At 60.2% G+C, this 25,716-nt stretch carries 26 protein-coding genes; 9 read left to right on the plus strand and 17 right to left on the minus strand.

The features are described from left to right. Window positions 1-60 precede the first annotated feature (60 nt). Window positions 61-357, plus strand: coding sequence for a DUF1244 domain-containing protein (locus tag JN524_RS17590; RefSeq protein ID WP_003221730.1), 297 nt, complete (start codon window positions 61-63; stop codon window positions 355-357). Next, entirely contained in the window at window positions 350-688 is a 339-nt protein-coding gene (locus JN524_RS17595) for a HopJ type III effector protein (RefSeq protein ID WP_202370157.1), read from the plus strand. The genes JN524_RS17590 and JN524_RS17595 overlap by 8 nt, the downstream gene beginning before the upstream one ends. Before the next feature lie 125 nt (window positions 689-813). On the opposite strand, the gene trxB is transcribed toward JN524_RS17595, so the two are convergent. Then, a complete protein-coding gene (gene trxB, locus JN524_RS17600) occupies window positions 814-1,776 on the minus strand; it encodes a thioredoxin-disulfide reductase (RefSeq protein ID WP_202370158.1) in 963 nt (320 codons plus the stop codon). A gap of 311 nt (window positions 1,777-2,087) precedes the next feature. Here trxB and cysZ point away from each other — a divergent pair, with 311 nt between their 5' ends. From cysZ to JN524_RS17615, 3 genes are all read left to right on the plus strand, one after another. Further along, a complete protein-coding gene (cysZ, locus tag JN524_RS17605) occupies window positions 2,088-2,846 on the plus strand; it encodes a sulfate transporter CysZ (protein WP_202370159.1) in 759 nt (252 codons plus the stop codon). Between the two features lie 153 nt (window positions 2,847-2,999). Then, entirely contained in the window at window positions 3,000-4,592 is a 1,593-nt protein-coding gene (locus tag JN524_RS17610; protein WP_237403103.1) for a family 20 glycosylhydrolase, read from the plus strand. A gap of 84 nt (window positions 4,593-4,676) precedes the next feature. After that, a complete protein-coding gene (locus JN524_RS17615) occupies window positions 4,677-5,876 on the plus strand; it encodes a glycosyltransferase family 4 protein (RefSeq protein WP_202370160.1) in 1,200 nt (399 codons plus the stop codon). A gap of 135 nt (window positions 5,877-6,011) precedes the next feature. Here the strand turns inward: JN524_RS17615 and JN524_RS17620 are convergent, their stop codons facing one another. The 3 genes from JN524_RS17620 to JN524_RS17630 all read right to left on the minus strand — a co-directional run bounded on the left by JN524_RS17620 (window position 6,012) and on the right by JN524_RS17630 (window position 8,346). Further along, window positions 6,012-7,115 carry an NADH:flavin oxidoreductase gene (locus JN524_RS17620; RefSeq protein WP_202370161.1) on the minus strand — a complete coding sequence of 368 codons (1,104 nt, stop codon included), beginning with the start codon at window positions 7,113-7,115 and terminating at the stop codon, window positions 6,012-6,014. Window positions 7,116-7,255: 140 nt separating this feature from the next. Further along, entirely contained in the window at window positions 7,256-7,738 is a 483-nt protein-coding gene (locus JN524_RS17625; RefSeq protein WP_027610864.1) for a glutathione peroxidase, read from the minus strand. Between the two features lie 122 nt (window positions 7,739-7,860). Further along, window positions 7,861-8,346, minus strand: coding sequence for an FKBP-type peptidyl-prolyl cis-trans isomerase (locus tag JN524_RS17630; protein ID WP_007968032.1), 486 nt, complete (start codon window positions 8,344-8,346; stop codon window positions 7,861-7,863). Between JN524_RS17630 and JN524_RS17635 the strand changes: the two genes are divergently transcribed. Genes JN524_RS17635 through JN524_RS17645 form a run of 3 tightly spaced genes read left to right on the plus strand, consistent with a single transcriptional unit; the run spans window position 8,315 to window position 11,707 of the window. Next, window positions 8,315-8,641, plus strand: a complete 327-nt coding sequence (locus JN524_RS17635) for a DUF3565 domain-containing protein (protein ID WP_202370162.1) — start codon at window positions 8,315-8,317, stop codon at window positions 8,639-8,641. The two genes, JN524_RS17630 and JN524_RS17635, sit on opposite strands and share 32 nt — an antisense overlap. 60 nt (window positions 8,642-8,701) lie before the next feature. After that, window positions 8,702-10,801, plus strand: coding sequence for a phosphate acetyltransferase (pta, locus tag JN524_RS17640; protein WP_202370163.1), 2,100 nt, complete (start codon window positions 8,702-8,704; stop codon window positions 10,799-10,801). Continuing rightward, complete coding sequence (locus JN524_RS17645; protein ID WP_003221717.1) at window positions 10,802-11,707, plus strand: acyltransferase; 906 nt, start codon at window positions 10,802-10,804, stop codon at window positions 11,705-11,707. It abuts the gene before it with no gap. Window positions 11,708-12,461: 754 nt separating this feature from the next. Here JN524_RS17645 and cysN read toward each other — a convergent pair. The 3 genes from cysN to JN524_RS17660 form a co-directional block, all read right to left on the minus strand. After that, window positions 12,462-14,360, minus strand: a complete 1,899-nt coding sequence (cysN, locus tag JN524_RS17650; RefSeq protein WP_202370164.1) for a sulfate adenylyltransferase subunit CysN — start codon at window positions 14,358-14,360, stop codon at window positions 12,462-12,464. Between the two features lie 9 nt (window positions 14,361-14,369). Further along, window positions 14,370-15,287 carry a sulfate adenylyltransferase subunit CysD gene (gene cysD / locus JN524_RS17655; RefSeq protein WP_003221715.1) on the minus strand — a complete coding sequence of 306 codons (918 nt, stop codon included), beginning with the start codon at window positions 15,285-15,287 and terminating at the stop codon, window positions 14,370-14,372. Window positions 15,288-15,543: 256 nt separating this feature from the next. After that, window positions 15,544-16,302, minus strand: coding sequence for a Nif3-like dinuclear metal center hexameric protein (locus JN524_RS17660; RefSeq protein ID WP_202370165.1), 759 nt, complete (start codon window positions 16,300-16,302; stop codon window positions 15,544-15,546). 103 nt (window positions 16,303-16,405) lie between these two features. Here JN524_RS17660 and algW point away from each other — a divergent pair, with 103 nt between their 5' ends. Further along, window positions 16,406-17,560 carry a Do family serine endopeptidase AlgW gene (gene algW, locus JN524_RS17665; RefSeq protein ID WP_123587243.1) on the plus strand — a complete coding sequence of 385 codons (1,155 nt, stop codon included), beginning with the start codon at window positions 16,406-16,408 and terminating at the stop codon, window positions 17,558-17,560. Window positions 17,561-17,682: 122 nt separating this feature from the next. On the opposite strand, the gene hisC is transcribed toward algW, so the two are convergent. From hisC to JN524_RS17715, 10 genes are all read right to left on the minus strand, one after another. Further along, on the minus strand, window positions 17,683-18,735 hold the full coding sequence (gene hisC / locus JN524_RS17670; RefSeq protein WP_202370166.1) for a histidinol-phosphate transaminase: 1,053 nt from the start codon (window positions 18,733-18,735) through the stop codon (window positions 17,683-17,685). Between the two features lie 2 nt (window positions 18,736-18,737). Then, window positions 18,738-20,075 carry a histidinol dehydrogenase gene (hisD, locus tag JN524_RS17675; RefSeq protein ID WP_007967227.1) on the minus strand — a complete coding sequence of 446 codons (1,338 nt, stop codon included), beginning with the start codon at window positions 20,073-20,075 and terminating at the stop codon, window positions 18,738-18,740. Window positions 20,076-20,200: 125 nt separating this feature from the next. Then, entirely contained in the window at window positions 20,201-20,836 is a 636-nt protein-coding gene (hisG, locus tag JN524_RS17680) for an ATP phosphoribosyltransferase (RefSeq protein ID WP_007967226.1), read from the minus strand. Window positions 20,837-20,963: 127 nt separating this feature from the next. Next, a complete protein-coding gene (gene murA / locus JN524_RS17685; RefSeq protein WP_047291321.1) occupies window positions 20,964-22,229 on the minus strand; it encodes a UDP-N-acetylglucosamine 1-carboxyvinyltransferase in 1,266 nt (421 codons plus the stop codon). Between the two features lie 22 nt (window positions 22,230-22,251). Next, entirely contained in the window at window positions 22,252-22,491 is a 240-nt protein-coding gene (locus JN524_RS17690) for a BolA family protein (protein WP_008085051.1), read from the minus strand. Between the two features lie 116 nt (window positions 22,492-22,607). Further along, complete coding sequence (locus tag JN524_RS17695; protein ID WP_202370167.1) at window positions 22,608-22,913, minus strand: STAS domain-containing protein; 306 nt, start codon at window positions 22,911-22,913, stop codon at window positions 22,608-22,610. Continuing rightward, window positions 22,910-23,563: an MlaC/ttg2D family ABC transporter substrate-binding protein gene (locus tag JN524_RS17700; RefSeq protein ID WP_202370168.1), complete on the minus strand. Its 654-nt coding sequence runs from the start codon at window positions 23,561-23,563 to the stop codon at window positions 22,910-22,912. Before JN524_RS17700 ends, JN524_RS17695 begins: the two co-directional genes overlap by 4 nt. Before the next feature lie 11 nt (window positions 23,564-23,574). After that, window positions 23,575-24,042 (minus strand): outer membrane lipid asymmetry maintenance protein MlaD, encoded by a 468-nt coding sequence (gene mlaD / locus JN524_RS17705; RefSeq protein ID WP_007967220.1) that lies wholly within the window; start codon window positions 24,040-24,042, stop codon window positions 23,575-23,577. After that, window positions 24,042-24,839, minus strand: a complete 798-nt coding sequence (gene mlaE / locus JN524_RS17710) for a lipid asymmetry maintenance ABC transporter permease subunit MlaE (protein ID WP_027610851.1) — start codon at window positions 24,837-24,839, stop codon at window positions 24,042-24,044. The genes mlaD and mlaE overlap by 1 nt, the downstream gene beginning before the upstream one ends. After that, window positions 24,839-25,648: an ATP-binding cassette domain-containing protein gene (locus JN524_RS17715; protein WP_003221703.1), complete on the minus strand. Its 810-nt coding sequence runs from the start codon at window positions 25,646-25,648 to the stop codon at window positions 24,839-24,841. The genes mlaE and JN524_RS17715 overlap by 1 nt, the downstream gene beginning before the upstream one ends. Window positions 25,649-25,716 lie beyond the last annotated feature (68 nt).

The raw sequence follows: 25,716 nt of genomic DNA on the forward strand, positions 1-25,716 counted from the left end.
GGCGCATCGCGCACCAGACTTTTATCATCCGCGCCACGAATAGACTGCACAGAGCCCATCATGACCGAGCAACAACGCCTCGAACTCGAAGCCGCCGCCTTCCGCCGGCTGGTCGCCCACCTGGACAGCCGCAAGGACGTGCAGAACATCGACCTGATGAACCTTGCCGGGTTCTGCCGCAACTGCCTGTCCAAGTGGTACAAGGCTGCCGCCGATGAACAGCAGATCGAGGTCAGCCTCGACGACGCCCGTGAAGTGGTTTACGGCATGCCTTATGCCGAATGGAAAGCCCAATACCAGCAAGAAGCCAGCGCCGAACAACAGGCGGCGTTCGCCAAAGGAAAACCCAATGAGTGATCTGAACACCCTGCGCGCCAGCCTCAAAAGCGGCGAACACTTTTTCGCCGACACCCTGGCTTTCATCGCCGCCGGTTACGACTATCAGCCTCAAGCGTTCAACAACGGTGGCGTGGAAAATGCTGCCGGGCAGAACGAAGGTTCGTGCAAGACTTTGGGTCTGGCACTGCTGGAAGGCTTGAGTGATGAAGAAGCGCTGCTGGCGTTCGGTGAACATTACCGTTCGGTGGTGGCGACGCCTGAGGGCAGCGACCACGGCAATATCCGCGCGCTGATCAAGCACGGGCTGGCCGGTGTGAAGTTCGAAACACAGCCGCTGACCCGCCGCTGATTCAAGATCAAAAGATCGCAGCCTGCGGCAGCTCCTACACCGATCCCTGTAGGAGCTGCCGCAGGCTGCGATCTTTTGACTCTCATAAAAAAACCGGCCGAAGCCGGTTTTTTTGTGCCTGCGATTTAGAACGAAGCGTTCTGCAGACCGTCCAGGTAACGCTCGGTGTCCAGTGCCGCCATGCAGCCGGCGCCGGCCGAGGTGATGGCCTGACGGTAAACGTGGTCAGCCACGTCACCGGCAGCAAAGATGCCTTCAACGCTGGTGGCAGTGGCGTTGCCGTCACGACCGCCCTGCACAACCAGGTAACCGTCCTTCAGGGTCAGTTGGCCTTCGAACAGCGAAGTGTTCGGGGTGTGGCCAATGGCGATGAACACGCCATCGACTTTGATCTCGTCGAAGCTGCCGTCGTTGTTCTTCAGGCGCGCACCGGTCACGCCCATGTTGTCGCCCAGCACTTCGTCGAGGTTGGCGTTCAACTTGAGGATGATCTTGCCTTCGGCCACGCGGGCGTTGAGCTTGTCGATCAGGATCTTCTCGGCGCGGAAGGTTTCGCGACGGTGGATCAGGGTCACGGTGCTGGCGATGTTGGCCAGATACAGCGCTTCTTCAACAGCGGTGTTGCCGCCACCGACCACAGCCACTGGCTTGTTGCGGTAGAAGAAACCGTCGCAGGTCGCGCAAGCTGAAACGCCTTTGCCCATGAACGCTTCTTCCGACGGCAGGCCCAGGTAGCGAGCGCTGGCACCGGTGGCGATGATCAGGGCGTCGCAGGTGTAGGTCGCGCTGTCGCCGGTCAGGGTGTAGGGCTTGGCGGCGAAGTCCACGGCATTGATGTGATCGAAAACGATCTCGGTTTCAAAACGCTCGGCGTGCTCGCGCATCCGCTCCATCAGCACCGGACCGGTCAGGCCGTGTACGTCACCTGGCCAGTTGTCGACTTCGGTGGTGGTGGTCAGTTGACCGCCAGCCTGCATGCCGGTGATCAGCAGTGGCTTGAGGTTGGCACGGGCGGCATAGACCGCAGCGCTGTAACCGGCAGGGCCGGAACCGAGAATAATCACTCGCGAATGACGGACTTCAGACATGACCTGCTCCTGTTGACCGGGCCGAAAAACGGGCGCGGAACGCCGGACTGCCGGCGGGAATAAAAAAGGACTGTGGATAACCTTGGGGAAGGCATGAGCTCGACAGTCCTGTAAAAAGTTGGGTGCAGCGTATCGAGGGGGGCAAGATTAAGGAAATACGGTTTAACAATCCAGCTCATAGGTGGTCTCTATCCCGACACACTGACGAGATGGACGTCTTTGTTACAGTGAATGTCGATCCCGCTGCCGCGCTTTCACGTCTTGAGCAAAGTCGGTAAGGTCGGCGCGTTTTCCCTTGCTCGGAGCACCTTATGCCTGCCCCTGTTCTGTCCGGCCCGCAATACCTGCGCGAAGGACTCAAACTGGTCCTCAGCCCTGGTCTGCGCCTGTTCGTGCTGCTGCCGCTGGCGATCAACCTGGTGCTGTTCGTCGGATTGATCTATCTGGCCGGCCATCAGTTCAGCCTGTGGGTCGGTTCCCTGATGCCGTCGCTGCCCGACTGGCTGAGCTTCCTGAGCTACATCCTGTGGCCGTTGTTCGTCGTGCTGGTGGCGTTGATGGTGTTTTTCACCTTCACCATGCTGGCTAACGTCATCGCGGCGCCATTCAACGGTTTTCTCGCGGAAAAGGTTGAAGTGGTGGTACGCGGCACCGATGATTTCCCGACCTTCAGCTGGGGCGAACTGATTGCGATGATCCCGCGCACTCTCGCACGGGAAATGCGCAAACTCGGCTACTTCCTGCCCCGGGCGATCGGTCTGTTCATCCTCTCGTTCATCCCCGTGGTGAACATCGTCGCCGCCCCGCTGTGGCTGCTGTTCGGCGTGTGGATGATGGCGATCCAGTACATCGACTACCCGGCGGACAACCACAAACTGGGCTGGAACGAGATGCTCGCCTGGCTGCGGCAGAAACGCTGGCAGAGCATGAGTTTTGGCGGGATCGTCTATCTGGCGCTGCTGATTCCGGTGGTGAACATCCTGATGATGCCGGCGGCGGTGGCGGGAGCGACGTTGTTCTGGGTGCGTGAACAGGGCGAAAAGTCGCTGACGAACCCGCCAATCGCTTGAGCGACTCTGGCGCAGATGCCTCGTATCACCGTGGCCTCTGCGCTGCAACCTGTTACTTATGACAGTTGGCAGTTGCCAATTTCCAGCATCAACTACACCTTCGGCTGATCCGTCATCGAGAGTGTTCCAGTTGTCCGGTCAAGTGAAGCCTTCATGCATTTGGAGATTGCACTTATGACCAGGATTTCAGCCGCCAAACCCCGAGAACTCGTCAGCAGGCAGTATCCCTGGCTTGAAATGAGCCCTTGCGTACTGTCCGCCACCGGCCACACCGGCGTCCCCTACAACATTCTCGCGACCACACGTATCTACATCTCTCACGAGAGCCTGCGTCCGCTGGCTACCCGCCTGGCGCAGGGTTTTGCCGGAGCCGCCGAGCTGACCACTCCGCCAGCAATCGTGCTGATGTCGGGCTCACCGGAACAAGCAGGCAGCGGTGACGTGGAGCTGAGGCTTGAGGTTCCCGACACCAGCGGCGTGGTGATCCCCGTGCACGGAGAACCAGAGAAATACCGAATCGATGTCACCGCGTTCATTCGCGTTGCAGCGTCCAACCTGACGGCCATGGCGCGAGCACTCACGACGCTGCATAAAGCCGTCAGAATCTCAACCGAGCTGACGCGATGCAAAGTCATCGATGCCCCGGCTTTTGCCGAACGCTCAGTGATGATTGATATGGGACGTCGGCAATTCACCCCGGACTGGATGATCTGCCTGATTCAGGAAATGGCCTGGAACCAGCTCAACACCTTGCATTTGCACCTCACTGACAATGAGGGTGTCCGCGTCATCTTTCCTTCTTATCCTGACCTGTCGAGCAGCGATGCCTGGAGCGCCGCGGACCTCAAGCGCGTGCTCGACACGGCTGCCAGTTATTACGTCCAGTTGATTCCCGAACTGGACATGCCCGGCCACATGAACTGGATCCTGCGCAACCGACCAGAACTCCAGTTGAAACTGAGCAACGGAACGGTCGTCACCAAAGCCCTCGACTTCAGCCTTGCCGCCGCGAGGGCGTTCATGAAGACACTCTTCAGCGATTTGATGAACCTGTTCCCTGACAGTCGTTACATCCACCTCGGTGCCGATGAGTATTTTCTGAGCCCGATCACACCGGCAAATACCCCGCAACTGGCGGCCTACGCCCGTGCTGCGTCAGGCAATCCGAGCGCAACTTCGGAAGATGCCGTGCGGTATTTCGTCAACGATGTCGCAAACCTGATAAAGGGAAAAGGCAAAATCGCTCGCGTCTGGAACGATGGCGCCGTGCAAACTGTTCAACACATTACGTTGGATAAACAGGTGCAAATCGAGTGCTGGAGCATATGGGGCAGCGTTCGCGGGAATTTGAACGTGAAGGATCTGGTCGATTCCGGGTACAGCGTCATCAACGCCCATGGTGATTTTTACTTTATCGTCAACCGGAGCTGGGACAACCGCTATCACCCCCTGCACTCACCACGCGGGATCCACGATGTGTGGCGCCCCAACCGGTTCATGGACGAAGCGGGAAACAAATACACCGAGATTGCCGTAGGGCATCCGGCAATGGTCGGGGGCGGCATTCAGTTGTGGATCGAGCGACCGACCTTCAGCTCCCCCGAGGAAATGTGGACTCAGCTGGGACCCTGGCTATTGCCGCTAGGCCAGCGTACCTGGGGTTCACCGCATGCCGTCGAGCGCTTCAGAAACCTGCCGCTTCTGTCACGCGTCATGCAAACTCCACCGCCCGTACCTTGGTGGTGATGCCTGGCTGACGCCTGCACGAGCACTTCAACCGCCGTCTGGGCAGCAGTCATAAATCCATCATCCGAACGTCACAAGCACGACATGGCCTCAGCCGACACTGAGGTCATGACGACAGCTCTGCATATCACCCTGATCAGCGAAACCTTCCCACCGGAAATCAACGGGGTGGCCAATACCCTTGGTCGCTTGTGCGATGGCTTGCGCGCGCGTGGGCATCAGGTTGAACTGGTGCGACCGCGCCAGGCGGGCGATCCGCAGCGCGTCGAGGACGATGCCTTGCTGTTGTGCCGGGGCTGGCCGTTGCCGGGTTATCCCGGTCTGCAATGGGGACAGTCGTCGATGCACAAGCTGCTGCGGCGCTGGAAGCGTCATCGCCCGGACGTTTTGTACATCGCCACCGAAGGCCCGCTCGGTTTGTCGGCGTTGCGTGCGGCGCGACGTCTGGGGATCTCGGTGGTCAGCGGTTTTCACACCAATTTCCAGCAATACACCAATCAATATGGGCTGAGTTTGCTGACGCGCTTGCTCACGCATTATCTGCGTTGGTTTCACAATCGCTCGGCGATGACCCTGGTACCCAGTGTCAGTCAGCGCCTGGAACTGGAGCGTCGGCATTTCGACCGACTCGCCCTGCTCTCACGCGGCGTGGACAGCCAGCTGTTTCACCCGGCCAAGCGCCTGAACGGCTTGCGTGAGCAATGGGGCCTGAGCGAGCAGGACATCGCGGTGATTCACGTCGGCCGGCTGGCCCCGGAAAAGAACCTCGGCCTGCTCAAGCGCTGCTTCGACACCCTGTGCCGCACTTATCCACAGCGCAAACTGAAGCTGATCGTGGTCGGCGACGGACCGCAACGTGTGGCGCTGGAAAAGGACATTGCGCAAGCGATCTTCTGTGGCTCACAACGCGGCGAAGCGCTGGCGGCGCATTATGCGTCCGGCGATATCTTCCTGTTCCCGAGCATGACCGAAACCTTCGGCAACGTGGTGCTTGAAGCACTGGCGTCCGGTCTGGGGGTGGTGGCTTACGATCAGGCTGCGGCGGCGCAGCACATCCGTCACGGCTACAACGGCGTGTTGGCGATGCCGGGGGATGAGGAAGCGTTTTGCGATGCGGCGGCGTGGTTATTGGAAGAGGACGAGCGCTTGCGCTGTGTGCGTCTGAATGCGCGGCAGCATGCCAGTCGCCAGGGCTGGGCGGCGATCATCGAGCAATTTGAAAAGCATTTGCGTGGGGCGTGTGTACGGGAGCAGGTGTTGCCGAATGCGCAGACATTGCCTTAGATCTTTGCTGATTTTGAAGCCGCCATCGCTGGCAAGTCAGCTCCCACAAGGGGCTGTGATGAACACAACTTTTGTGAACACCCGCAAAACCTGTGGGAGCTGGCTTGCCAGCGATAGCGTCAGTGAGAGCGACGCTTAAACCAGCGTCATCAACGCCTCACGGCTGAACGGCAGAATGTCCTGCTCACGCCCTTCGCGGACTTTCAGGGCCCAGTCCGGATCCACCAGCAGCGCACGGCCAACCGCCACCAGATCGAACTCGTCGTTATTCAGACGCTCCAGCAGTTTCTCCAGGCTCGCCGGTTGCGCGACCTTGTCGGTGTTGACCATGAACTGCAGGAACTCGCCGTCCAGGCCGACACTGCCTACGGTGATGGTCGGTTTGCCGGTCAGCTTGCGTGTCCAGCCTGCCAGGTTCAGATCCGAACCGTCGAACTCAGGCTCCCAGAAACGCCGCGTCGAGCAGTGGAAAATGTCCACGCCGGCGTCGGACAGCGGCTTGAGAAATTCGCCCAGCGCCTGCGGGGTCTGCACCAGACGCGCGGTGTAATCCTGCTGCTTCCACTGCGAGAAACGGAAGATGATCGGGAAGCCTTCACCGACTGCCGCGCGCACCGCTTGAATCAATTCAATGGCGAAGCGCGAACGGTTGGCCAGGCTGCCGCCGTATTCGTCGGTGCGCTGGTTGCTGCCTTCCCAGAAAAACTGGTCGATCAGGTAACCGTGGGCGCCGTGGATTTCCACGCCGTCCATGCCGATGCCTTGCGCATCTTTGGCGGCCTGGGCGAACGCGGCGATCACGTCCTGAATGTCCTGTTTGCTCATGCCGTGCACCACGAGCTGGCCGTCCTTGAGTTTTTCCGTCGGACCGTAAGCCGGCACGCTGGCGTCCGGCTCGGTGCCAATGCGGCGCACACTGCCGACATGCCACAGTTGCGGAACAATCTTGCCGCCCTCGGCATGCACCGCGTCGACGACTTTTTTCCAGCCGGCCAGTGGCGCTTCACCGAAAAACTGCGGCACGTTCGGGTAACCGTTGGAAGCCTTGTGACCGACAGTGGTGCCTTCGGTGATGATCAGGCCAACACCGGCCGCAGCGCGGCGACGGTAGTACTCGATCACTTTGGAATTGGGTACGCCACCCGGGGAAAACGAGCGGGTCATCGGCGCCATCACCACGCGGGTCGGCAGTTCGAGGGCACCGAGGTGGAACGGTTTGAACAGGGCTTGCACCGGCATTGGAAGGCTCCACAGGGAATGACTTTATGACGGAGATAATATGAACAGTCAGCGCCTTTTAACAGCACTATTGATTTGAATGATTAAGGGTCAAAAGTCAGGCAAAAAAATCGCAGCTCGATGGCTGCGATTTTTGTGTTTCAGCCCAGCGCTTTTTCAATCGCGTGGACAATGGTCGGATCATCCGGCGGCGTGCGCGGCGAGAATCGCGCCAATACCCGGCCATCCTTGCCGAGCAGAAATTTCTCGAAGTTCCAGGTGATATCCCCCGGAAACTCCGCACCCTCGCCCGCCAGCAAGCGGTACAACTGATGACGATCATGGCCGTTGACTTCAAGCTTGCTCGACAACGGGAACGTCACGCCATAGTTCAGGCTGCAGAACTCCTGGATTTGCTGTTCGGTACCTGGCTCCTGACCGGCAAACTGATTGCACGGCAGGCCCAGCACACTGAAGCCCTTGCCCTTGAATTGCTGGTAGAGGTTTTCCAGCGCCGCGTACTGTGGGGTCAAGCCGCATTTGGAGGCGACGTTGACCACCAGCACGACTTGGCCTTTGAAAGGCGCCAGCGGTAGCTCCTGACCATCCAGGGCTGTCAACTTAAGGTCGTGAAAAGCACTCATGACGGACTCCAGATTCCCGTGTTCTACTCGAAACAGCCACTTGGCGAGAGCACCAAGGACAGCCGCGGACTAAAAAGGCGCCCGCAGGCGCCTCTCCAGTACTCGAAGCTTAGCGCAGAAAATCAGTGGTGATGGCCACCTTCGCCATGGACGTGGCCATGAGCGACTTCTTCCTGGCTGGCGTCACGGATAGCAACGACCTTCACTTTGAAGTTCAGGCGCTGACCGGCCAGTGGGTGGTTACCGTCAACGGTGACGTCGTCGCCGTCGAGGTCACGGATGGTCACGATCTGCATCTGGCCGTCCGGCGCCGAAGCGTGGAACTGCATGCCGACTTCCAGCTCATCAACGCCTTCGAACATGCTGCGGCTCAGGGTGCTGACCAGTTCGGCAGCGTATTCGCCGTAAGCGTCTTCCGGCTCAACGGAAACTTCCAGCTCGTCACCAACAGCCTTGCCTTCCAGAGCTTTTTCCAGGCCCGGGATGATGTTGCCTGCGCCTTGCAGGTAGACCAGCGGAGCGCCGCCGGCGGAGCTGTCGATGACCTCACCAGCGTCGTTGGTCAGGGTATAGTCGATGGAGACAGCCTTATTGGCGGCGATCAGCATGGGGCGAGACCTTTTGCAGAAGAATATAGAAAGACCAAGTTTAGCGAAGCCATCGCGCGAAAGCGAACACAACCCGGACAAACGGGATTCGACGATCACCGGTTTCCATCAGGACGAGGACGGTCACTGGGTGGCCGAGCTTTCCTGCGGTCATACTCAACACTTGCGTCACCAGCCGCCGTGGCAATCACGAGCCTGGGTTCTTGATCCGGCGCAACGTATTGAAAAAATAGGCCAACCCTTTGCCTGCGGTTGGTGCGCACAAGGCTCGGTTAGCGATAACCTTGGCGACTGAAATGCGGTAGGCGGTCACGTATAGATCGCCACCATTGCCATGCACCCTTAGAGAATCCGCATGCAAACTTTTTTTATCGCGCCCACCGATTTTGGCGTGGGTCTGACCTCCATCAGCCTCGGGCTGGTGCGTACCCTGGAGCGGGCCGGACTGAAAGTCGGCTTCTTCAAACCGATTGCCCAGCCGCATCCGGGCGATACCGGGCCTGAACGCTCCACCGAACTGGTGGCGCGCACCCACGGCCTGAAACCGCCGCAGCCACTGGGTCTGGCCCACGTCGAGCGGATGCTCGGCGACGGCCAGCTCGATGAGTTACTCGAAGAAATCATCGCCCTTTATCAGCAAGCCGCCATCGGTAAAGACGTGCTGGTGGTCGAAGGCATGGTACCGACCCGCAGCGCCAGTTACGCCGCGCGGGTCAACCTGCACCTGGCCAAGAGCCTGGATGCCGAGGTGATTCTGGTCTCGGCGCCGGAAAACGAAGTGCTCGCCGAGCTCTCCGGCCGCGTCGAATTGCAGGCGCAGCTGTTCGGCGGCCCGAAAGACCCGAAAGTCCTCGGCGTGATCCTCAACAAGGTCAAGACCGACGAGAGCATGGACGCCTTCGCCACGCGCCTCAAAGAGCATTCGCCATTACTGCGCAGCGGTGATTTCCGCCTGCTCGGCTGCATTCCGTTTCAACCCGAACTCAATGCACCGCGTACCCGCGACGTCGCCGACCTGATGGGCGCGCAGGTGCTCAACGCCGGCGATTACGAAACCCGGCGCATGACCAAAATCATCATCTGCGCACGGACCATGCGCAACACTGTGGAGCTGCTCAAGCCCGGCGTACTGGTGGTGACCCCGGGTGATCGCGACGACATCATCCTCGCGGTCAGCCTCGCGGCACTCAATGGCGTACCGCTGGCCGGGCTGTTGCTGACCAGCGACACCCTGCCCGATCCACGCATCATGGATTTGTGCCGAGGCGCGTTGCAGGCTGGCCTGCCGGTGTTGTCGGTGAGCACCGGCTCCTACGACACCGCCAACCTGCTCAATGGCCTGAACAAGGAAATCCCCATCGATGACCGCGAACGTGCGGAGATCATCACTGACTTCGTCGCCAGTCATCTCGACGCCAAATGGCTGCATCAGCGCTGTGGCACCCCGCGGGAAATGCGCCTGTCGCCAGCGGTGTTCCGCTATCAACTGATTCAACGGGCGCAGTCGGCGAACAAACGCATCGTCCTGCCCGAAGGCAGCGAGCCGCTCACCGTGCAAGCGGCGGCAATCTGCCAGGAGCGCGGCATCGCCCGTTGCGTGTTGCTGGCCAAACCCGAGGACGTCGAAGCCGTGGCCCGCGCGCAAGGTATCGAATTGCCGCCGGGGCTGGAAATTCTCGATCCGGACTTGATCCGCGAGCGCTACATCGAGCCGATGGTCGCGCTGCGCAAAAGCAAAAGCCTCAACGCGCCGATGGCCGAGCAGCAACTGGAAGACACCGTGGTGATCGGCACCATGATGCTCGCGCTGGATGAGGTCGATGGCCTGGTCTCCGGTGTGATCAACACCACCGCCAACACCATCCGCCCGGCCCTGCAACTGATCAAGACCGCACCGGGCTGCACGCTGGTGTCGTCGGTGTTCTTCATGCTGTTCCCGGAAGAAGTGCTGGTCTACGGCGACTGCGTGATGAACCCGCACCCGAGCGCCGCCGAACTGGCGGAGATCGCTCTGCAAAGCGCCGATTCGGCCGCCGCATTCGGCATCAGCCCGCGCGTGGCGATGATCAGCTACTCCAGCGGCGAATCCGCCAGCGGTGAAGAAGTCGAGAAAGTCCGCGAAGCCACCCTGCTCGCCCACGAGCAACAGCATTCGCTGCTGATCGACGGCCCGCTGCAATACGATGCCGCTGCCAACGCAGACGTCGCCCGGCAACTGGCGCCGAACAGCCAGGTGGCCGGGCGCGCCACGGTATTCGTGTTCCCCGACCTCAACACTGGCAACACCACCCACAAAGCCGTGCAGCGCAGCGCCGACTGCGTCAGCCTCGGCCCGATGCTGCAAGGCCTGCGCAAACCGGTGAACGATCTGCCGCGCGGCGCGCAGGTCGACGACATCGTCTACACCATCGCCCTGACCGCGATTCAAGCCGCCAACCGACCTATGGATGTGTAAATGCTGGACTTCCTGCCCGCCCCGATCCGCGGCGTGATCGCCGCGCTGCTGTTGGCGCTCAATACGATTCTGCTGTGCTCGTTCCTGTTCTGCGTCGCGCTGATCAAAGTGCTGCCCTTCGACCTCGCCCGCCGCGCCTCACTGTGGCTGATGAGCCACACCCACGAAGCGTGGATCAGCAACAACAAAGCCTGGATGAACCTGGTGCGCCGCACCCGCTGGCACATCAGCGGCCTGCAAGGTCTGGACTACCAACACTCGTACCTGATCACCAGCAACCACCAGAGCTGGGTCGACATTCTGGTGCTGCAATACGTGCTCAACCGCCGTATCCAGCCGCTGAAATTCTTCCTCAAGCAGGAGCTGATCTGGGTTCCGGTGATCGGTCTGGCGTGGTGGGCGCTGGGCTTCCCGTTCATGAAGCGCTACTCCAAGGCGTACCTGGAAAAACACCCGGAGAAGAAAGGCAAAGACCTGGAAACCACGCGCAAGACCTGCGCGAAATTCCGCAACAACCCGGTGGGAATTTTCAACTTCGTCGAAGGCACACGCTTCACCGAAGGCAAACATGCGCAACAGCAGTCACCGTTCAAATACCTGCTCAAACCCAAGGCTGGCGGCATCGCCTTCGTGCTGGACGCAATGGGTGAGCAACTGGAGTCGATCGTCAACGTGACCATCCACTATCCGGGCGGGCGTCCGGGTTTCTGGGATCTGCTGTGCGGCAACGTGCGCGACGTGGTGGTGCACTTTGAAGAACTGAAAATCCCGCCGGCCTTCATCGGCAAGAACTACGACCAGGACGGTGAGTATCGCCTGCAATTCCAGGGCTGGATCAATCAGCTGTGGCAGGACAAGGATGCACTGCTGGAACAGATGCACCGCGAATTCGCAGACAAACGCTAATCCCCTGTAGGAGCGAGCCTGCTCGCGATAGCGGTGGAACAGCCACTCCCAATGTTGAACGACATACCGCTATCGCGAGCAGGCTCACTCCTACAGTTGGATTGGGTGTGTTCAGTTGGAGATTGGTCGCTCGCAGGCCGCCTTCGCTGGCAAGCCAGCTCCCACAGTTGGAATGGGTGCGTTCAGTTGGGGATTGGTTGGGTGGCAGGCCGCCTTCGCTCGCAGGCCAGCTCCCACAAAATCAAGATCAAAAGATCGCAGCCTGCGGCAGCTCCTACAGAGAAGATAAGTACAACCCGCACGCGGCGCATGCCGCCCCACTCCAGGATGAGCGCAAGCTCGGCTGCCGCTCTTGATCTTGATCCACGGGCGACATCGGAAGGCTGAGTGGAGGGATTGATCCGGGGGTGGGAGCGCAGCGACCGTTTGGCGCAGCCAAACACAGCGAGAGGAGGTGCAGCGAAGCAAACCGTAGGCGCTGCGCCCGGATCAATCCCGGAGCGAAGGGACCCCGAGCCCCAGCGAGCGGGCCGCACGTAGGAGCAAGCCTTTTTGGTTACTTTTTCGGCGTCTGGAAAAAGTGACCCGCCGTAAGGGCGGAACCATAATCAGCCGTTACCGCAGCAACGGATATTCACCCAAAACCCAAGAGCATGGTCAGCCCAAAAGCCGCCACCGCCGAAAACCAAATGCCCCCCAATAAAAAACCCGCCGATGATCACTCATCCGCGGGCCTTTCATTTCCGGCTAAAGCTTAAATCGCGCCACGCTTGCGCAGCAGATCCAGCACCTGCTTGACGCTCTCTTCCAACGACAGCGACTGCGTGTCGATCACCAGATCAGCATTCAGCGGCACGTCATACGGGAACGACTCACCCGGAATATTATCGCCACCCGCAGCATACAGCCCTTGCGGATCACGCTCGGCACACACCGCCGGCGAGGCCTGCACATAAACCGTCAGCAGACGCTCCTTGCCGATCAGATCCTTGGCCTGCTCACGACCTTCCGCGCTCGGCGCAACAAACGCCGCCAGGGTCAGCAAACCGGCCTCGTTGAACTGACGCGCCACATGCGCCGCACGCCGCCAGTTCTCGGTACGACCGGCACGATCCTGCGGCAGACCTTTGTTCAGGTCGTGACGCAGATTCTGACCATCCAGCACAAACACCGCACGGCCCATGTCGAACAGCTTGCGCTCGACCGCATAGGCCAGCGTGCTCTTGCCCGCGCCCGACAGGCCGCTGAACAACACGGTGGCTGGCTGCTGGCCGAAACGCTGAGCACGCTCTTCAGTCGCAACATGAGCCAGTTTGCCGTGGTGCGAAGCAGTGCCGTGAGCCACTGGCTGAGCGACGATCATGCCGGCGCCGACGGTGCCATTGGTCAAGCGATCAATAACGATGAACGCGCCGGTGGTGCGGTTGCTGTCGTAACCGTCGAGGGCGATCGGCGCGTCGAGCGCGATCTTCACCTTGCCGATTTCGTTGAGCTGCAACGCGCTCGCCGAGCCTTCTTCGAGGGTGTTCACGTCAACCTTGTTGACGATGCTGGCGATCGAGCCCGGCACGTAACTGGTGGCGCGTTTGATGTCGTATTTCTTGCCCGGCAGCATCGGCTCTTCAGCCATCCACACCAGCATCGCTTCGAAGCTGTCAGTGACCGGCGGCACGTTGTCGGCATGCACCAGCAGGTCGCCACGGGAGATGTCGATCTCGTCTTCCATGGTCAGGGTCACCGCTTGACCAGGACCGGCCTGCTCCAGCTCACCTTCGAAGGTGACGATGGATTTGACGCGGCTGCTCTTGCCCGACGGCAGAACGACCACTTCGTCGCCCTTGTGCACGATGCCGCTGGCCAGTGTGCCGGCAAAACCGCGGAAGTTCAGGTTCGGACGGTTGACGTATTGCACCGGGAAACGCAGATCGGTGAAGTTGCGGTCGCCCGCCACTTCCACGGTCTCGAGGATTTCCATCAGCGACTGCCCTTTGTACCAAGGCGAGCGCTCGGACTTGTTCACCACGTTGTCGCCCTTGAGGGCAGACATCGGCACGAAGTGCATGCTGGTCGGCTTCATCTTCAAGCCTTCGGCGAACTTCAGGTAGTCGGCCTTGATCGACTCGAACACGCCTTCATCGAAGTCTTTCAAGTCCATCTTGTTGATGGCGACGACGATGTGCTTGATGCCCAGCAACGAGGCGATGAAGCTGTGGCGACGGGTCTGGGTCTGCACGCCGTAACGCGCGTCGACCAGGATGATCGCCAGGTCACAGGTGGAGGCACCGGTGGCCATGTTGCGGGTGTACTGCTCATGGCCGGGGGTATCGGCGATGATGAATTTGCGTTTGGCGGTGGAGAAATAGCGGTAGGCGACATCGATGGTGATGCCCTGCTCACGCTCGGCCTGCAGGCCGTCGACCAGCAATGCCAGGTCGATGTCATCACCGGTGGTGCCGACTTTCTTCGAATCGCGGGTAATCGCTTCCAGGTGATCTTCGTAGATCATCTTCGAGTCGTGCAGCAGGCGCCCGATCAGGGTGCTCTTGCCGTCATCGACGTTACCGCAGGTCAAAAAGCGCAGCAGCTCTTTACGTTCGTGCTGGCCCAGGTAGGCGAGGATGTCCTCGCTGATCAAATCAGATGCGTGCGACATGACAACCCCTTAGAAATAACCCTGACGTTTCTTGTCTTCCATCGAGCCTGCGCCATCGTGGTCGATGACCCGGCCCTGGCGCTCGGAAGTTCGCGTCAGGAGCATTTCCTGAATGATGTCCGTCAGCGTCTCGGCTTCGGACTCCACCGCGCCCGTCAACGGGTAGCAGCCAAGGGTACGGAAACGCACTTTCTTTTTGACGATGCGTGCCTTGTCCTCGTCGGACAGGTGTTCGAGGATACGGTCGTCGTCGATCATGATCAGCGTGCCGTTTTTCTCGATCACCTCACGCTCGGCGGCGAAGTACAGCGGCACAATCGGGATGCCTTCGAGGTAGATGTACTGCCAGATGTCCAGCTCGGTCCAGTTCGACAACGGGAACACCCGAATGGACTCGCCTTTGTTGACCTTGCCGTTGTAGACGTTCCACAGCTCCGGACGCTGGTTCTTCGGATCCCAGCGATGCTTGCTGTCGCGGAACGAGTAGACGCGCTCCTTGGCGCGGGACTTCTCTTCATCGCGACGGGCACCGCCGAACGCGGCGTCGAAACCATGCTTGTCGAGCGCCTGCTTGAGGCCCTCGGTCTTCATGATGTCGGTGTGCTTGGCACTGCCGTGGGTGAACGGGTTGATGTTCTGCGCCACGCCATCGGGGTTGATGTGGGTGATCAGGTCCAGGCCCAGCTCTTCGACCATCTTGTCGCGGAACTTGTACATCTCCTGGAATTTCCAGCGAGTGTCGACGTGCATCACCGGAAACGGCAGTTTGCCCGGGAAGAACGCCTTGCGTGCCAGATGCAGCATCACGGCGGAGTCTTTACCGATGGAGTACAGCATCACCGGGTTGTCGAACTCGGCGGCCACCTCGCGGATGATGTGGATGCTTTCCGCCTCCAGCTGTTTCAGATGCGTCAGTTTGTCGACCATGGCTACTCACGAAAGCTTTCTTATGAACGGCCAGCGGGCCGTGTTCGAGCGGGGAATCCTAGCACAGCGACCTCTTCTAATCAGGACGCCTACTAGATCGAAAGGGCATATCAATATGCCCACCGGTTTGCCCCCATTCTCCCCTGTAAGAGCTGCCGCAGGCTGCGATCTTTTGCCTTTGTTTTTAAGATCAAAAGATCGCAGCCTGCGGCAGCTCCTACAGGGCAGCATTTCAGATCAAATTCGCCGGGAGTCGTCAGATCGGGTTCGGGCAGTCGATGAAGGTGTGTTCGAGGGCAAAACGCTTCGCCAGATAATCACCCAACGCCTGCACGCCATAGCGCTCGGTGGCGTGGTGACCAGCGGCGATGAAGCTGATGTCGTTTTCCCTAGCGCTGTGGAAGGTCTGCTCGGAGGCTTCACCACTGAGGAACAGATCAACACCCGCCGCTACGCCCTGATCGATATAGCCCTGCCCGCCGCCAGTGCACCAGCCGACCCGACGGATCATCGCGCAGCCCTCGACCAGCAGCGGCTCGCGGCCCATGACTTCCTGAACTTTTCGCGCGAAATCACGCGCAGTCATGGGCTCGCTCAACGAGCCAACCAACCCGACAATTTTGAGGTTGTCCGGATCCAGCGGCCCTTCAACGGTGATGTCCAGCTGACGCGCCAGTTGCACGTTGTTGCCGACCTCCGGGTGCAGGTCCAATGGCAAGTGGTAGGCGAGCAGACTGATGTCGTGCTTGAGCAAAGTCTTCAAGCGCCGCTGCTTCATGCCGGTGATGCACGGGTTCTCGCCTTTCCAGAAATAGCCGTGATGCACCAGTATCAGGTCGGCCTCGGCCTCCACCGCCGCGTCGAGCAGCGCCTGACTGGCGGTGACGCCACTGACGATGCGCATCACCTGCGGGCGGCCTTCGACCTGCAGGCCGTTCGGGCAATAATCAGCGATTTTTGCACTGCCAAGGTAACGGTCGGCTTCTTCGACGAGGGTGCTGAGAGCGACGGCCATGAAAGACTCCTAAATATCCCGTTCAGAGGCGCGCGCGGCCTCGTATAATGCGCGACATTATGGGCGGTCTGCCCCCGCCTGCAACTTTTCCAGGACGTGCTTAATGCTCAAGGCGCTGCGTTTTTTTGGCTGGCCGCTGTTGGCCGGTGTGCTTATCGCTCTGTTGATTATTCAGCGTTACCCGCAGTGGGTCGGGCTGCCGAGCCTCGACGTCAACCTGCAACAGGCCCCGCAAACCACCAGCGTGCAGCAGGGGCCGGTGTCCTATGCCGACGCTGTGACCATCGCCGCACCCTCGGTGGTCAACCTTTACACCACCAAGGTCATCAACAAACCGGCGCACCCGCTGTTTGAAGACCCGCAGTTCCGGCGCTTCTTCGGTGACAACTCGCCGAAGCAGAAACGCATGGAATCGAGCCTCGGTTCCGGGGTGATCATGAGCCCGGAAGGCTACATTCTGACCAATAACCACGTGACCACCGGCGCCGACCAGATCGTGGTGGCACTCAAGGACGGTCGCGAAACCCTCGCCCGCGTCATCGGCAGCGACCCGGAAACCGACCTCGCGGTGCTGAAGATCGACCTGAAAAACCTGCCGGCGATCACCGTCGGCCGCTCCGACAGCATCCGCATCGGCGACGTCGCGCTGGCCATCGGCAACCCGTTCGGCGTCGGCCAGACCGTGACCATGGGCATCATCAGCGCCACCGGGCGTAACCAGTTGGGCCTGAACAACTACGAAGACTTCATCCAGACCGACGCGGCGATCAACCCGGGCAACTCCGGCGGCGCGCTGGTCGATGCCAACGGCAACCTCACCGGCATCAACACGGCGATCTTCTCCAAGTCCGGCGGCTCACAGGGCATCGGTTTTGCGATCCCGGTGAAACTGGCGATGGAAGTGATGAAGTCGATCATCGAGCACGGTCAGGTGATTCGTGGCTGGCTGGGTATTGAAGTACAGCCGCTGACCCAGGAACTGGCCGAGTCGTTTGGCCTGTCCGGGCGTCCGGGGATTGTCGTGGCGGGGATCTTCCGCGATGGCCCGGCACAGAAGGCCGGCCTGCAACTGGGTGACGTGATTCTGAGTATCGACGGCGAACCGGCCGGTGATGGGCGAAAGTCCATGAACCAGGTGGCGCGGATCAAACCGACCGACAAGGTCACCATTCAGGTCATGCGCAACGGCAAAGAGATCAAGCTGACTGCTGAAATCGGCCTGCGTCCACCGCCGGCGCCTGTGAAAGAAGAAGAGTAAGCCGCCAGTACAAATCAATGTGGGAGCGAGCCTGCTCGCGAAGAGGTCGTCACAGTCAACAATGATGTTGAATGACAGACCGCTTTCGCGAGCAGGCTCGCTCCCACAGGTTTAGCGGTGTTCTACAGGTCGCCGAGGCCGTCGATCAGCGCCTGATTCTGCTCCGGCGTACCAATCGAAATCCGCAGGAACTGGGCAATCCGCTCCTGCTTGAAGTGGCGAACGATCACGCCCTGCTCACGCAGTTTCGCTGCCAGCCCCGCTGCATCGTGTTGCGGGTGACGGGCGAAGATGAAGTTGGCCGCCGACGGCAGCACTTCAAAGCCCTTGGCCTGCAACTGCGCAACGACCCACTCGCGACTTTCGATGACCAAACGGCAGGTCTTGTCGAAATACTCGCGATCCTCGAACGCTGCCGCCGCACCGACAATCGCCAGACGATCAAGCGGGTAGGAGTTGAAGCTGTTCTTGATCCGCTCCAGCGCTTCGATCAGATCCGGGTGCCCCACCGCCAGACCGACGCGCAGGCCGGCCAGCGAACGGGACTTGGACAGGGTCTGGGTCACCAGCAGATTCGGATAACGATCCACCAGACTGATCGCGGTTTCGCCGCCGAAGTCGATGTAGGCCTCATCCACCACAACCACCGAATCCGGGCTGGCCTTGAGGATCTGCTCGACCGCCTCCAGCGCCAACAGGCAACCGGTCGGTGCATTCGGGTTCGGAAAGATGATCCCGCCATTCGGCTTGGCGTAGTCCGCCGGATTGATCTGGAACTGCGCATCCAGCGGCACCGCATCAAACTGAATGCCGTACAGACCGCAATATACCGGGTAAAAGCTGTAGCTGATGTCCGGGAACAGCAGCGGCTGCTCGTGTTGCAGCAGGCCGTGGAAGATGTGCGCGAGCACTTCGTCCGAACCGTTGCCGAGGAATACCTGATTGGTCTGCACGCCGTAGTAGTGGGCGACGGCGGTTTTCAGCAGATCGCTGTTCGGGTCCGGGTACAGGCGCAAGTTGTCATTGAGTTCGGTCTGCATCGCCGCCAGCGCTCTGGGCGACGGGCCATACGGATTTTCGTTGGTGTTGAGCTTGACCAGTCTGGTCAGCTTCGGCTGTTCGCCCGGCACATACGGCACCAGATCCTTGACGAACGGGCTCCAGAATTTACTCATGTTCACTCCCCCTGCCCTGGCAGAAAGTCTGCGTCTTTAATGCGGTATTCGGCGCTACGCGCGTGTGCGCTGAGAGATTCGCCACGGGCCAGCACCGAAGCGGTCTTGCCCAGCTCGGAAGCACCGGCCTCGGAGCAGAAGATGATCGACGAGCGTTTCTGGAAGTCGTACACACCCAGCGGCGAGGAGAACCGCGCGGTGCCGGAAGTCGGCAACACGTGGTTCGGACCGGCGCAGTAGTCGCCCAGCGCCTCGGAGGTGTGGCGGCCCATGAAGATCGCGCCGGCGTGGCGGATCTGCGGCAACCAGGCTTGTGGGTCGGCGACCGACAGCTCAAGGTGTTCCGGGGCGATGCGGTTGGCGACTTCGATGGCTTGCGCCATGTCGCGCACATGAATCAGTGCTCCGCGACCATTGATCGAGGTTTCGATGATGGTTGCGCGGTCCATGGTCGGCAGCAGTTTGTCGATGCTGGCGGCGACCTTGTCGAGGAACTCGGCGTCGGGGCTGACCAGAATCGCCTGGGCGTCTTCGTCGTGCTCGGCCTGGGAGAACAGATCCATGGCGATCCAGTCCGGATCGGTCTGACCGTCGCACACCACGAGGATTTCCGACGGGCCGGCGATCATGTCGATGCCGACCTGACCAAACACGTGACGCTTGGCGGTGGCGACATAGATGTTGCCCGGGCCGACGACCTTGTCCACCTGCGGCACGCTTTCAGTGCCGTAAGCCAGCGCGGCAACCGCTTGCGCACCGCCGATGGTGAACACTCGGTCAACGCCGGCAATGCACGCCGCCGCCAGCACCAGTTCATTGATTTCACCGCGCGGGGTCGGCACCACCATGACCACTTCGGTCACGCCAGCGACCTTGGCCGGAATCGCGTTCATCAACACGGACGACGGATACGACGCCTTGCCGCCAGGCACATACAGACCGGCGCGATCCAGCGGTGTGACCTTCTGGCCGAGCACGGTGCCGTCGGCTTCGGTATAGCTCCAGGAATCCTGTTTCTGTTTTTCGTGGTAGCTGCGCACCCGCGCCGCGGCTTTTTCCAGCGCTTCGCGCTGTGCCACGGTGATGCGAGTCAGGGCCAGTTCCAGACGCTCGCGTGGCAGGATCAAGTCAGCCATGGAGGCGACTTCGAGGCCGTCGAACTTCTGGGTGAACTCGACCAGCGCCGCGTCGCCGCGCTCGCGCACAGCCTTGATGATGTCCAGCACGCGCTGATTGACCGAGTCGTCAGACACACTTTCCCAGCTCAACAGATGATCCAGATGATGCGCGAAATCCGGGTCAGCAGCGTTGAGTCGGCGAATTGCAGTCGGTGCGGTCATAGCGAGAGCCTCATAGGAATGGCAAAAACTCAGGCGCCCTAACTTAGCAGTCGTTTCCGCTTGGGCACCTGAGATTCTGGCTATGAGGCGGATAGACGGGCGCGACTCAAGGTCGCGCAGGTGAATCAGCCGCGGTGTCGCGATTCCACTGCGTTGCGCAGGGTATCGATCAACGCCTGGATTCGGGCGTGTTGCATCTTCATCGAAGCCTTGTTGACCACCAGGCGCGAGCTGATCGTGGCGATCAGTTCCTGGGGTTCCAGGCCGTTGGCGCGCAGGGTGTTGCCGGTGTCGACCACGTCGATGATCTTGTCGGCCAGACCGATCAGTGGCGCCAGCTCCATCGAACCGTAGAGCTTGATGATGTCGACCTGACGGCCCTGCTCGGCGTAGTAACGCTTGGCGACGTTGACGAACTTGGTCGCCACGCGCAGACGGCCCTTGGGCTCGGCCGCGCCGATCTTGCCGGCGGTCATCAGCTTGCACTGGGCAATCTGCAGATCCAGCGGCTCGTAAAGGCCCTGACCGGTGTATTCCATCAGCACGTCTTTACCGGCGACGCCGAGGTCGGCCGCGCCATGCTCGACATAGGTCGGCACGTCGGTGGCACGCACGATCAACAGACGTACGTCATCCTGAGTGGTGGGGATGATCAGCTTGCGGCTCTTGTCCGGATTCTCGGTCGGCACAATGCCGGCTTCAGCGAGAAGCGGCAGGGTGTCGTCAAGGATGCGGCCCTTGGACAGTGCGATGGTCAACATGGGAAACGTCAGTCCTTATCAAGGTACTCATGTCCGGTCGCAATCGGCGCCGGACACACATCGAGCCGGATACCGGCTCGACTCGAAACAAATTCAGTGGACACGTCCCTGTGTCCGCATGCAGCAATCAGCCCGGAACGCGACGGATCTTGGCGCCCAGCATCTGCAGTTTTTCTTCGATGCACTCGTAACCACGGTCGATGTGGTAGATGCGATCGATCAGGGTGTCGCCTTCGGCAACCAGTGCCGAGATCACCAGGCTGGCCGAAGCACGCAGGTCGGTGGCCATCACTGGCGCGCCCTTCAGGACTTCAGTACCGGTGACGATCGCGGTGTTGCCTTCGACCTGGATCTTGGCGCCCATGCGGTGCAGTTCGTACACGTGCATGAAACGGTTTTCGAAGATCGTCTCGATCACTGCACCGGTGCCTTCGGCAATGGCGTTGAGCGAGATGAACTGCGCCTGCATGTCGGTCGGGAACGCCGGGTACGGCGCGGTACGCACGTTGACCGCTTTCGGGCGCTTGCCGTGCATGTTCAGCTCGATCCAGTCGTCACCGCTGGTGACTTCAGCGCCGGCTTCACGGAGCTTTTCCAGAACGGCTTCGAGGATGGTCGGATCGGTGTCCTTGACCTTCACACGGCCACCGGTGACCGCTGCGGCCACCAGGTAGGTGCCGGTTTCGATACGGTCAGGCATGACTTTGTAGAAGCACGAACCCAGACGCTCGACGCCATCGATGGTGATGGTGTCGGTACCGGCGCCGGAAACCTTGGCGCCCATGGCGTTGAGGAAGTTAGCCAGGTCAACCACTTCAGGCTCACGAGCAGCGTTCTGCAGCACGCTGCGGCCCTTGGCCAGGGCAGCTGCCATCATGATGTTTTCGGTACCGGTCACACTGACGGTATCGAAGAAGAAGCTTGCGCCGCGCAGGCCGCCTTCAGGCGCCTTGGCCTTGATGTAACCGCCTTCGACGTCGATCACCGCGCCCATGGCTTCGAGGCCACGAATGTGCAGGTCAACCGGACGCGAACCGATGGCGCAACCGCCAGGCAGGGCGACTTCGGCTTCACCGAAACGGGCAACCATCGGGCCCAGTACCAGGATCGAGGCACGCATGGTTTTCACCAGTTCGTACGGCGCGATCAGGGTCTTGATGGTGCGCGGGTCGATTTCGACGCTGAGTTTCTCGTCGATCACCGGCTCGATGCCCATGCGACCGAACAGCTCGATCATGGTGGTGATGTCGTGCAGGTGCGGCAGGTTGCCAACGGTCACCGGGCCATCGCACAGCAGGGTGGCAGCCAGAATCGGCAGGGCGGAGTTCTTCGCCCCGGAGATGCGGATTTCGCCATCAAGACGAACGCCACCGGTAATAATCAATTTATCCATAAGAATCTCGACGCCCTTGGGCTCAGGTGCGCTCGGCCCAGGCCGCGCTGCTGAAAAATTTCATAGTGACCGCATGGATGCTGCCATCGGTGATCCATGGGTTCAAATGGGCATAGACCTGCTGCTGACGCTTCACCGGGCTCAACGCCGCCAGTTCATCGCTAATCACGTTCAGCTGGAAATTGCAGCCTTCGCCCTCAACTTCTACCAACGTTCCGGGCAGCTTTCCTTCAAGGAAGCTCTTCACTTCTACGGCCTGCATGCTCAACCTCAATCGGCGCCCTGTGCGCACGGGTCGGACATCATACAAAAAAGCCCCGCGCCTGCGAACCCCGCATTGGCAGGACTCTGACGGGGGGCTTCTTTATCGATGCGGGTTCAGGGGTGCGCCAGCAACTCGGTCAGTTCACTGACCTGAGCGATTTCGCGCATATCTTCCGGCATCGCGCGGATGCTGACGGCCTTGCCGGCCGCCTGGGCATCGCGCATGAAGCACAGCAGCAAGGACAAGCCGACGCTGCTGGACTTCTTCACTGCCGAGCAATCGATGACCAGCGATGCCGCCTTGCTGGACTTGATCAGCGCCTGGCCTTCCTTGCGCAGGTCGGGACCTGTGCGGTAATCCAGCACTCCGCTGAGCAATAGCTCGTCGACGTCACTCATACGAACTGCCGCCTCACTCATTGCGCTGGCTTCGCAGCAGCTTTGTCGGTTTCTTCCTTGGCTTTGGCGACTTCGCCGGCCCAACCATTGATGGTCTTGTCCAGATCGTTGCCATTGCGCTGCATCGCGTCGGCGAACTGGTCACGGAACAGCTTGCCGATGTTGATGCCGTTGATGATCACATTGCGCAGTTTCCACTCGCCATTGATCTTCTCCAGCGTGTACTGCACAGGGTAGATCGCGCCGTTGTTGCCCTTGACGGTCATGCCGACGCTGGTGCGATCGCCGGACTCATCCTTGGCCGGATCAACCGTGATGCCCTGGTTGTTGTATTCGAGCAAGGCATTGCCATAGAACTGGAACAGGCCGCGCTTGAAGTTTTCCTGGAAGGTCTGCATCTGCGCCGGCGTGGCCTTGCGCGAATACTTGACCGTCATGATGCTCTTGGAAATGCCTTCGGCATCCACCACAGGTCCGACGATGGTGTTCAGCGCCGTGTAGAAGTCCTGCGGATCCTTCTTGTACTTCTCTTTATTGGCCGACAAGTCGGCCAGCATCCGGTTCGTGGTGTCCTGAATCAGGTCGTGCGCCGACTGTCCGGGCGCAGCGTTAGCCAGCATCGGCAGTGCCGCGAGCAACACCAACAGGCCACGTCGCAAGGTAGAGATCATTCAAAAGCTCCTCATTTGGCGTCTTTGCTAACGGTATTGAGCAGGAATTTACCGATCAGGTCTTCCAGTACCAGAGACGACTGGGTGTCGTGGATGGTTCCACCATCCTTCAGACGGGTGTCTTCGCCGCCCACGCTGATACCGATGTACTTCTCGCCCAACAGGCCAGCGGTCAGGATAGACGCTGTGGAGTCGGTCGGCAGGTTGTCGACCTTTTTATCCACTTGCAGGGTTACCCGACCGGTGAAGCTGTCGCGATCCAGATCGATGGCCGTGACCTTGCCGATGGTCACACCGGCCATGGTCACTTTGGCTCTGACCGTCAAACCGGCGATATTGTCGAAGTAGGCATACAGTTTATAGGTGTCGGTGGTCGAAGTCGGAGACAGGCCACTGACCCGCAGAGCAAGCAGCAACAAAGCCAGGATCCCTGCCAGCAGGAACAGGCCGACACCGATTTCCAGGGTGCGGTTTTGCATCAGAAATCTCCAAACATCAAAGCGGTCAGAATAAAGTCCAGGCCCAGTACCGCCAGCGAGGCGAATACCACGGTCTTGGTGGTGGCGCGACTGATGCCCTCGGAAGTGGGCTCACAGTCATAGCCTTGGAATACGGCGATCCAGGTCACGACGAAGGCGAAAACGACACTTTTGATGACGCCGTTGAGCACATCGCTGGTGAAGTTCACGCTGTTCTGCATGTTTGCCCAGTAGGAGCCTTCATACACGCCAAGCCAGTCGACAGCCACCCACGAACCGCCCCAGATTCCCACCACGCTGAAAATCATCGCCAGCACCGGCAGGGAAATGAAACCGGCCCACAGACGCGGGGCAATAATGTATTTGAGCGGATCGACACCGATCATTTCCAGGCTGGAAAGCTGTTCGGTGGACTTCATGTTGCCAATTTCTGCGGTCAGCGCCGAACCGGCACGCCCGGCAAACAGCAACGCCGTCACCACCGGCCCCAGTTCACGCAGCAACGTCAGGGCGACCATCTGCCCCACGGCCTGCTCCGAACCGTAGCTCGACAGAATACTGAAGCCCTGCAGCGCCAGCACCATGCCGATGAAAATCCCCGACACGACGATGATCACCAGCGACATCACGCCGACCGAATGCAGCTGCTTGACCAGCAGGCCAAATCCGCCGCTGATGCCACCACGACCGAGCAGGGCGTGAAACAGGAACAGGGTCGCGCGGCCAAACACCGCGACAGCGTCGATCGCCGCCTCGCCGAAACGGCGTACGCGTTCTATTAGTGAAATTCTGCGCATCAGCGCTTCCCCAGAAGATCTGCGCGGTAATCCGTCGCTGGAAAATGATACGGCACCGGGCCATCGGGGTTGCCGGTCATGAACTGGCGAATACGCGGCTCATCCGAATTCATCAACTCGTCCGGCGTGCCCTGCCCCAGCACCTGACCATCACCCACTACATAGATGTAGTCAGCGATGCTCGCGGTTTCGGCCAGGTCGTGGGAGACCACGATACTGGTGATTCCCAGCGCATCGTTGAGCAGACGGATCAGGCGTACCAGCACGCCCATGGCGATCGGATCCTGACCGACGAAAGGCTCGTCATACATGAGAATCTGCGGATCGAGCGCAATCGCCCGGGCCAGCGCCACCCGACGCTTCATGCCCCCGGACAGCTCGTCGGGCATCAGCTCGATCGCACCGCGCAGACCGACCGCCTGCAATTTGAGCAGGACGATGTCGCGGATCATTTCATCCGGCAATTGCGTATGAACGCGCAGGGGGAAAGCGACGTTCTCGAAGACATCGAGATCGGTGAACAGCGCGCCGCTTTGAAACAGCACGCCCATGTGCTTGCGCGCATCGAACAGATCACTGCGCGACAGCGTCGGCAGGTTCTGACCGTTGACCCAGACTTCGCCGCTGGAAGGACGCAACTGTGCACCCATCAAGCGCAACAAAGTGGTCTTGCCGCACCCGGAAGGTCCCATGATGCCGGTAACCTTGCCACGCGGGATGCGAATATCGACGTTATTGAAAATGCTGCGCGCACCGCGCTTGAAGGAGACTCCCTTCAGCTCGACCGCGTAGGCGTTATCGGCACTCATCTAAACTCCTTGCGATGCAGCCTCTCACTCGGACGCCTGGCTTTCCGCAGAAAGCACATACCTCCCGG

The organism is Pseudomonas sp. MWU318, from assembly GCF_016756945.1.
Taxonomy (GTDB): Bacteria; Pseudomonadota; Gammaproteobacteria; order Pseudomonadales; family Pseudomonadaceae; genus Aquipseudomonas; species Aquipseudomonas putida_A.

Excerpts from the sequence above, each read along its gene's own strand:
- trxB (WP_202370158.1), bottom strand. The coding sequence starts at position 1,776 with ATGTCTGAAGTCCGTCATTCGCGAGTGATTATTCTCGGTTCCGGCCCT.
- mlaD (WP_007967220.1), bottom strand. The coding sequence starts at position 24,042 with ATGCAAAACCGCACCCTGGAAATCGGTGTCGGCCTGTTCCTGCTGGCA.
- JN524_RS17590 (WP_003221730.1), top strand. The coding sequence starts at position 61 with ATGACCGAGCAACAACGCCTCGAACTCGAAGCCGCCGCCTTCCGCCGG.
- pta (WP_202370163.1), top strand. The coding sequence starts at position 8,702 with ATGCAAACTTTTTTTATCGCGCCCACCGATTTTGGCGTGGGTCTGACC.
- cysZ (WP_202370159.1), top strand. The coding sequence starts at position 2,088 with ATGCCTGCCCCTGTTCTGTCCGGCCCGCAATACCTGCGCGAAGGACTC.
- hisG (WP_007967226.1), bottom strand. The coding sequence starts at position 20,836 with ATGTTGACCATCGCACTGTCCAAGGGCCGCATCCTTGACGACACCCTG.
- hisD (WP_007967227.1), bottom strand. The coding sequence starts at position 20,075 with ATGACCGCACCGACTGCAATTCGCCGACTCAACGCTGCTGACCCGGAT.
- JN524_RS17660 (WP_202370165.1), bottom strand. The coding sequence starts at position 16,302 with ATGGCCGTCGCTCTCAGCACCCTCGTCGAAGAAGCCGACCGTTACCTT.
- JN524_RS17690 (WP_008085051.1), bottom strand. The coding sequence starts at position 22,491 with ATGCAGGCCGTAGAAGTGAAGAGCTTCCTTGAAGGAAAGCTGCCCGGA.
- JN524_RS17610 (WP_237403103.1), top strand. The coding sequence starts at position 3,000 with ATGCATTTGGAGATTGCACTTATGACCAGGATTTCAGCCGCCAAACCC.
- JN524_RS17700 (WP_202370168.1), bottom strand. The coding sequence starts at position 23,563 with ATGATCTCTACCTTGCGACGTGGCCTGTTGGTGTTGCTCGCGGCACTG.
- JN524_RS17635 (WP_202370162.1), top strand. The coding sequence starts at position 8,315 with ATGGAGACAGCCTTATTGGCGGCGATCAGCATGGGGCGAGACCTTTTG.
- murA (WP_047291321.1), bottom strand. The coding sequence starts at position 22,229 with ATGGATAAATTGATTATTACCGGTGGCGTTCGTCTTGATGGCGAAATC.
- JN524_RS17715 (WP_003221703.1), bottom strand. The coding sequence starts at position 25,648 with ATGAGTGCCGATAACGCCTACGCGGTCGAGCTGAAGGGAGTCTCCTTC.
- mlaE (WP_027610851.1), bottom strand. The coding sequence starts at position 24,839 with ATGCGCAGAATTTCACTAATAGAACGCGTACGCCGTTTCGGCGAGGCG.
- JN524_RS17625 (WP_027610864.1), bottom strand. The coding sequence starts at position 7,738 with ATGAGTGCTTTTCACGACCTTAAGTTGACAGCCCTGGATGGTCAGGAG.
- JN524_RS17595 (WP_202370157.1), top strand. The coding sequence starts at position 350 with ATGAGTGATCTGAACACCCTGCGCGCCAGCCTCAAAAGCGGCGAACAC.
- JN524_RS17645 (WP_003221717.1), top strand. The coding sequence starts at position 10,802 with ATGCTGGACTTCCTGCCCGCCCCGATCCGCGGCGTGATCGCCGCGCTG.
- algW (WP_123587243.1), top strand. The coding sequence starts at position 16,406 with ATGCTCAAGGCGCTGCGTTTTTTTGGCTGGCCGCTGTTGGCCGGTGTG.
- cysD (WP_003221715.1), bottom strand. The coding sequence starts at position 15,287 with ATGGTCGACAAACTGACGCATCTGAAACAGCTGGAGGCGGAAAGCATC.
- JN524_RS17615 (WP_202370160.1), top strand. The coding sequence starts at position 4,677 with ATGGCCTCAGCCGACACTGAGGTCATGACGACAGCTCTGCATATCACC.
- JN524_RS17695 (WP_202370167.1), bottom strand. The coding sequence starts at position 22,913 with ATGAGTGAGGCGGCAGTTCGTATGAGTGACGTCGACGAGCTATTGCTC.
- JN524_RS17620 (WP_202370161.1), bottom strand. The coding sequence starts at position 7,115 with ATGCCGGTGCAAGCCCTGTTCAAACCGTTCCACCTCGGTGCCCTCGAA.
- hisC (WP_202370166.1), bottom strand. The coding sequence starts at position 18,735 with ATGAGTAAATTCTGGAGCCCGTTCGTCAAGGATCTGGTGCCGTATGTG.
- JN524_RS17630 (WP_007968032.1), bottom strand. The coding sequence starts at position 8,346 with ATGCTGATCGCCGCCAATAAGGCTGTCTCCATCGACTATACCCTGACC.
- cysN (WP_202370164.1), bottom strand. The coding sequence starts at position 14,360 with ATGTCGCACGCATCTGATTTGATCAGCGAGGACATCCTCGCCTACCTG.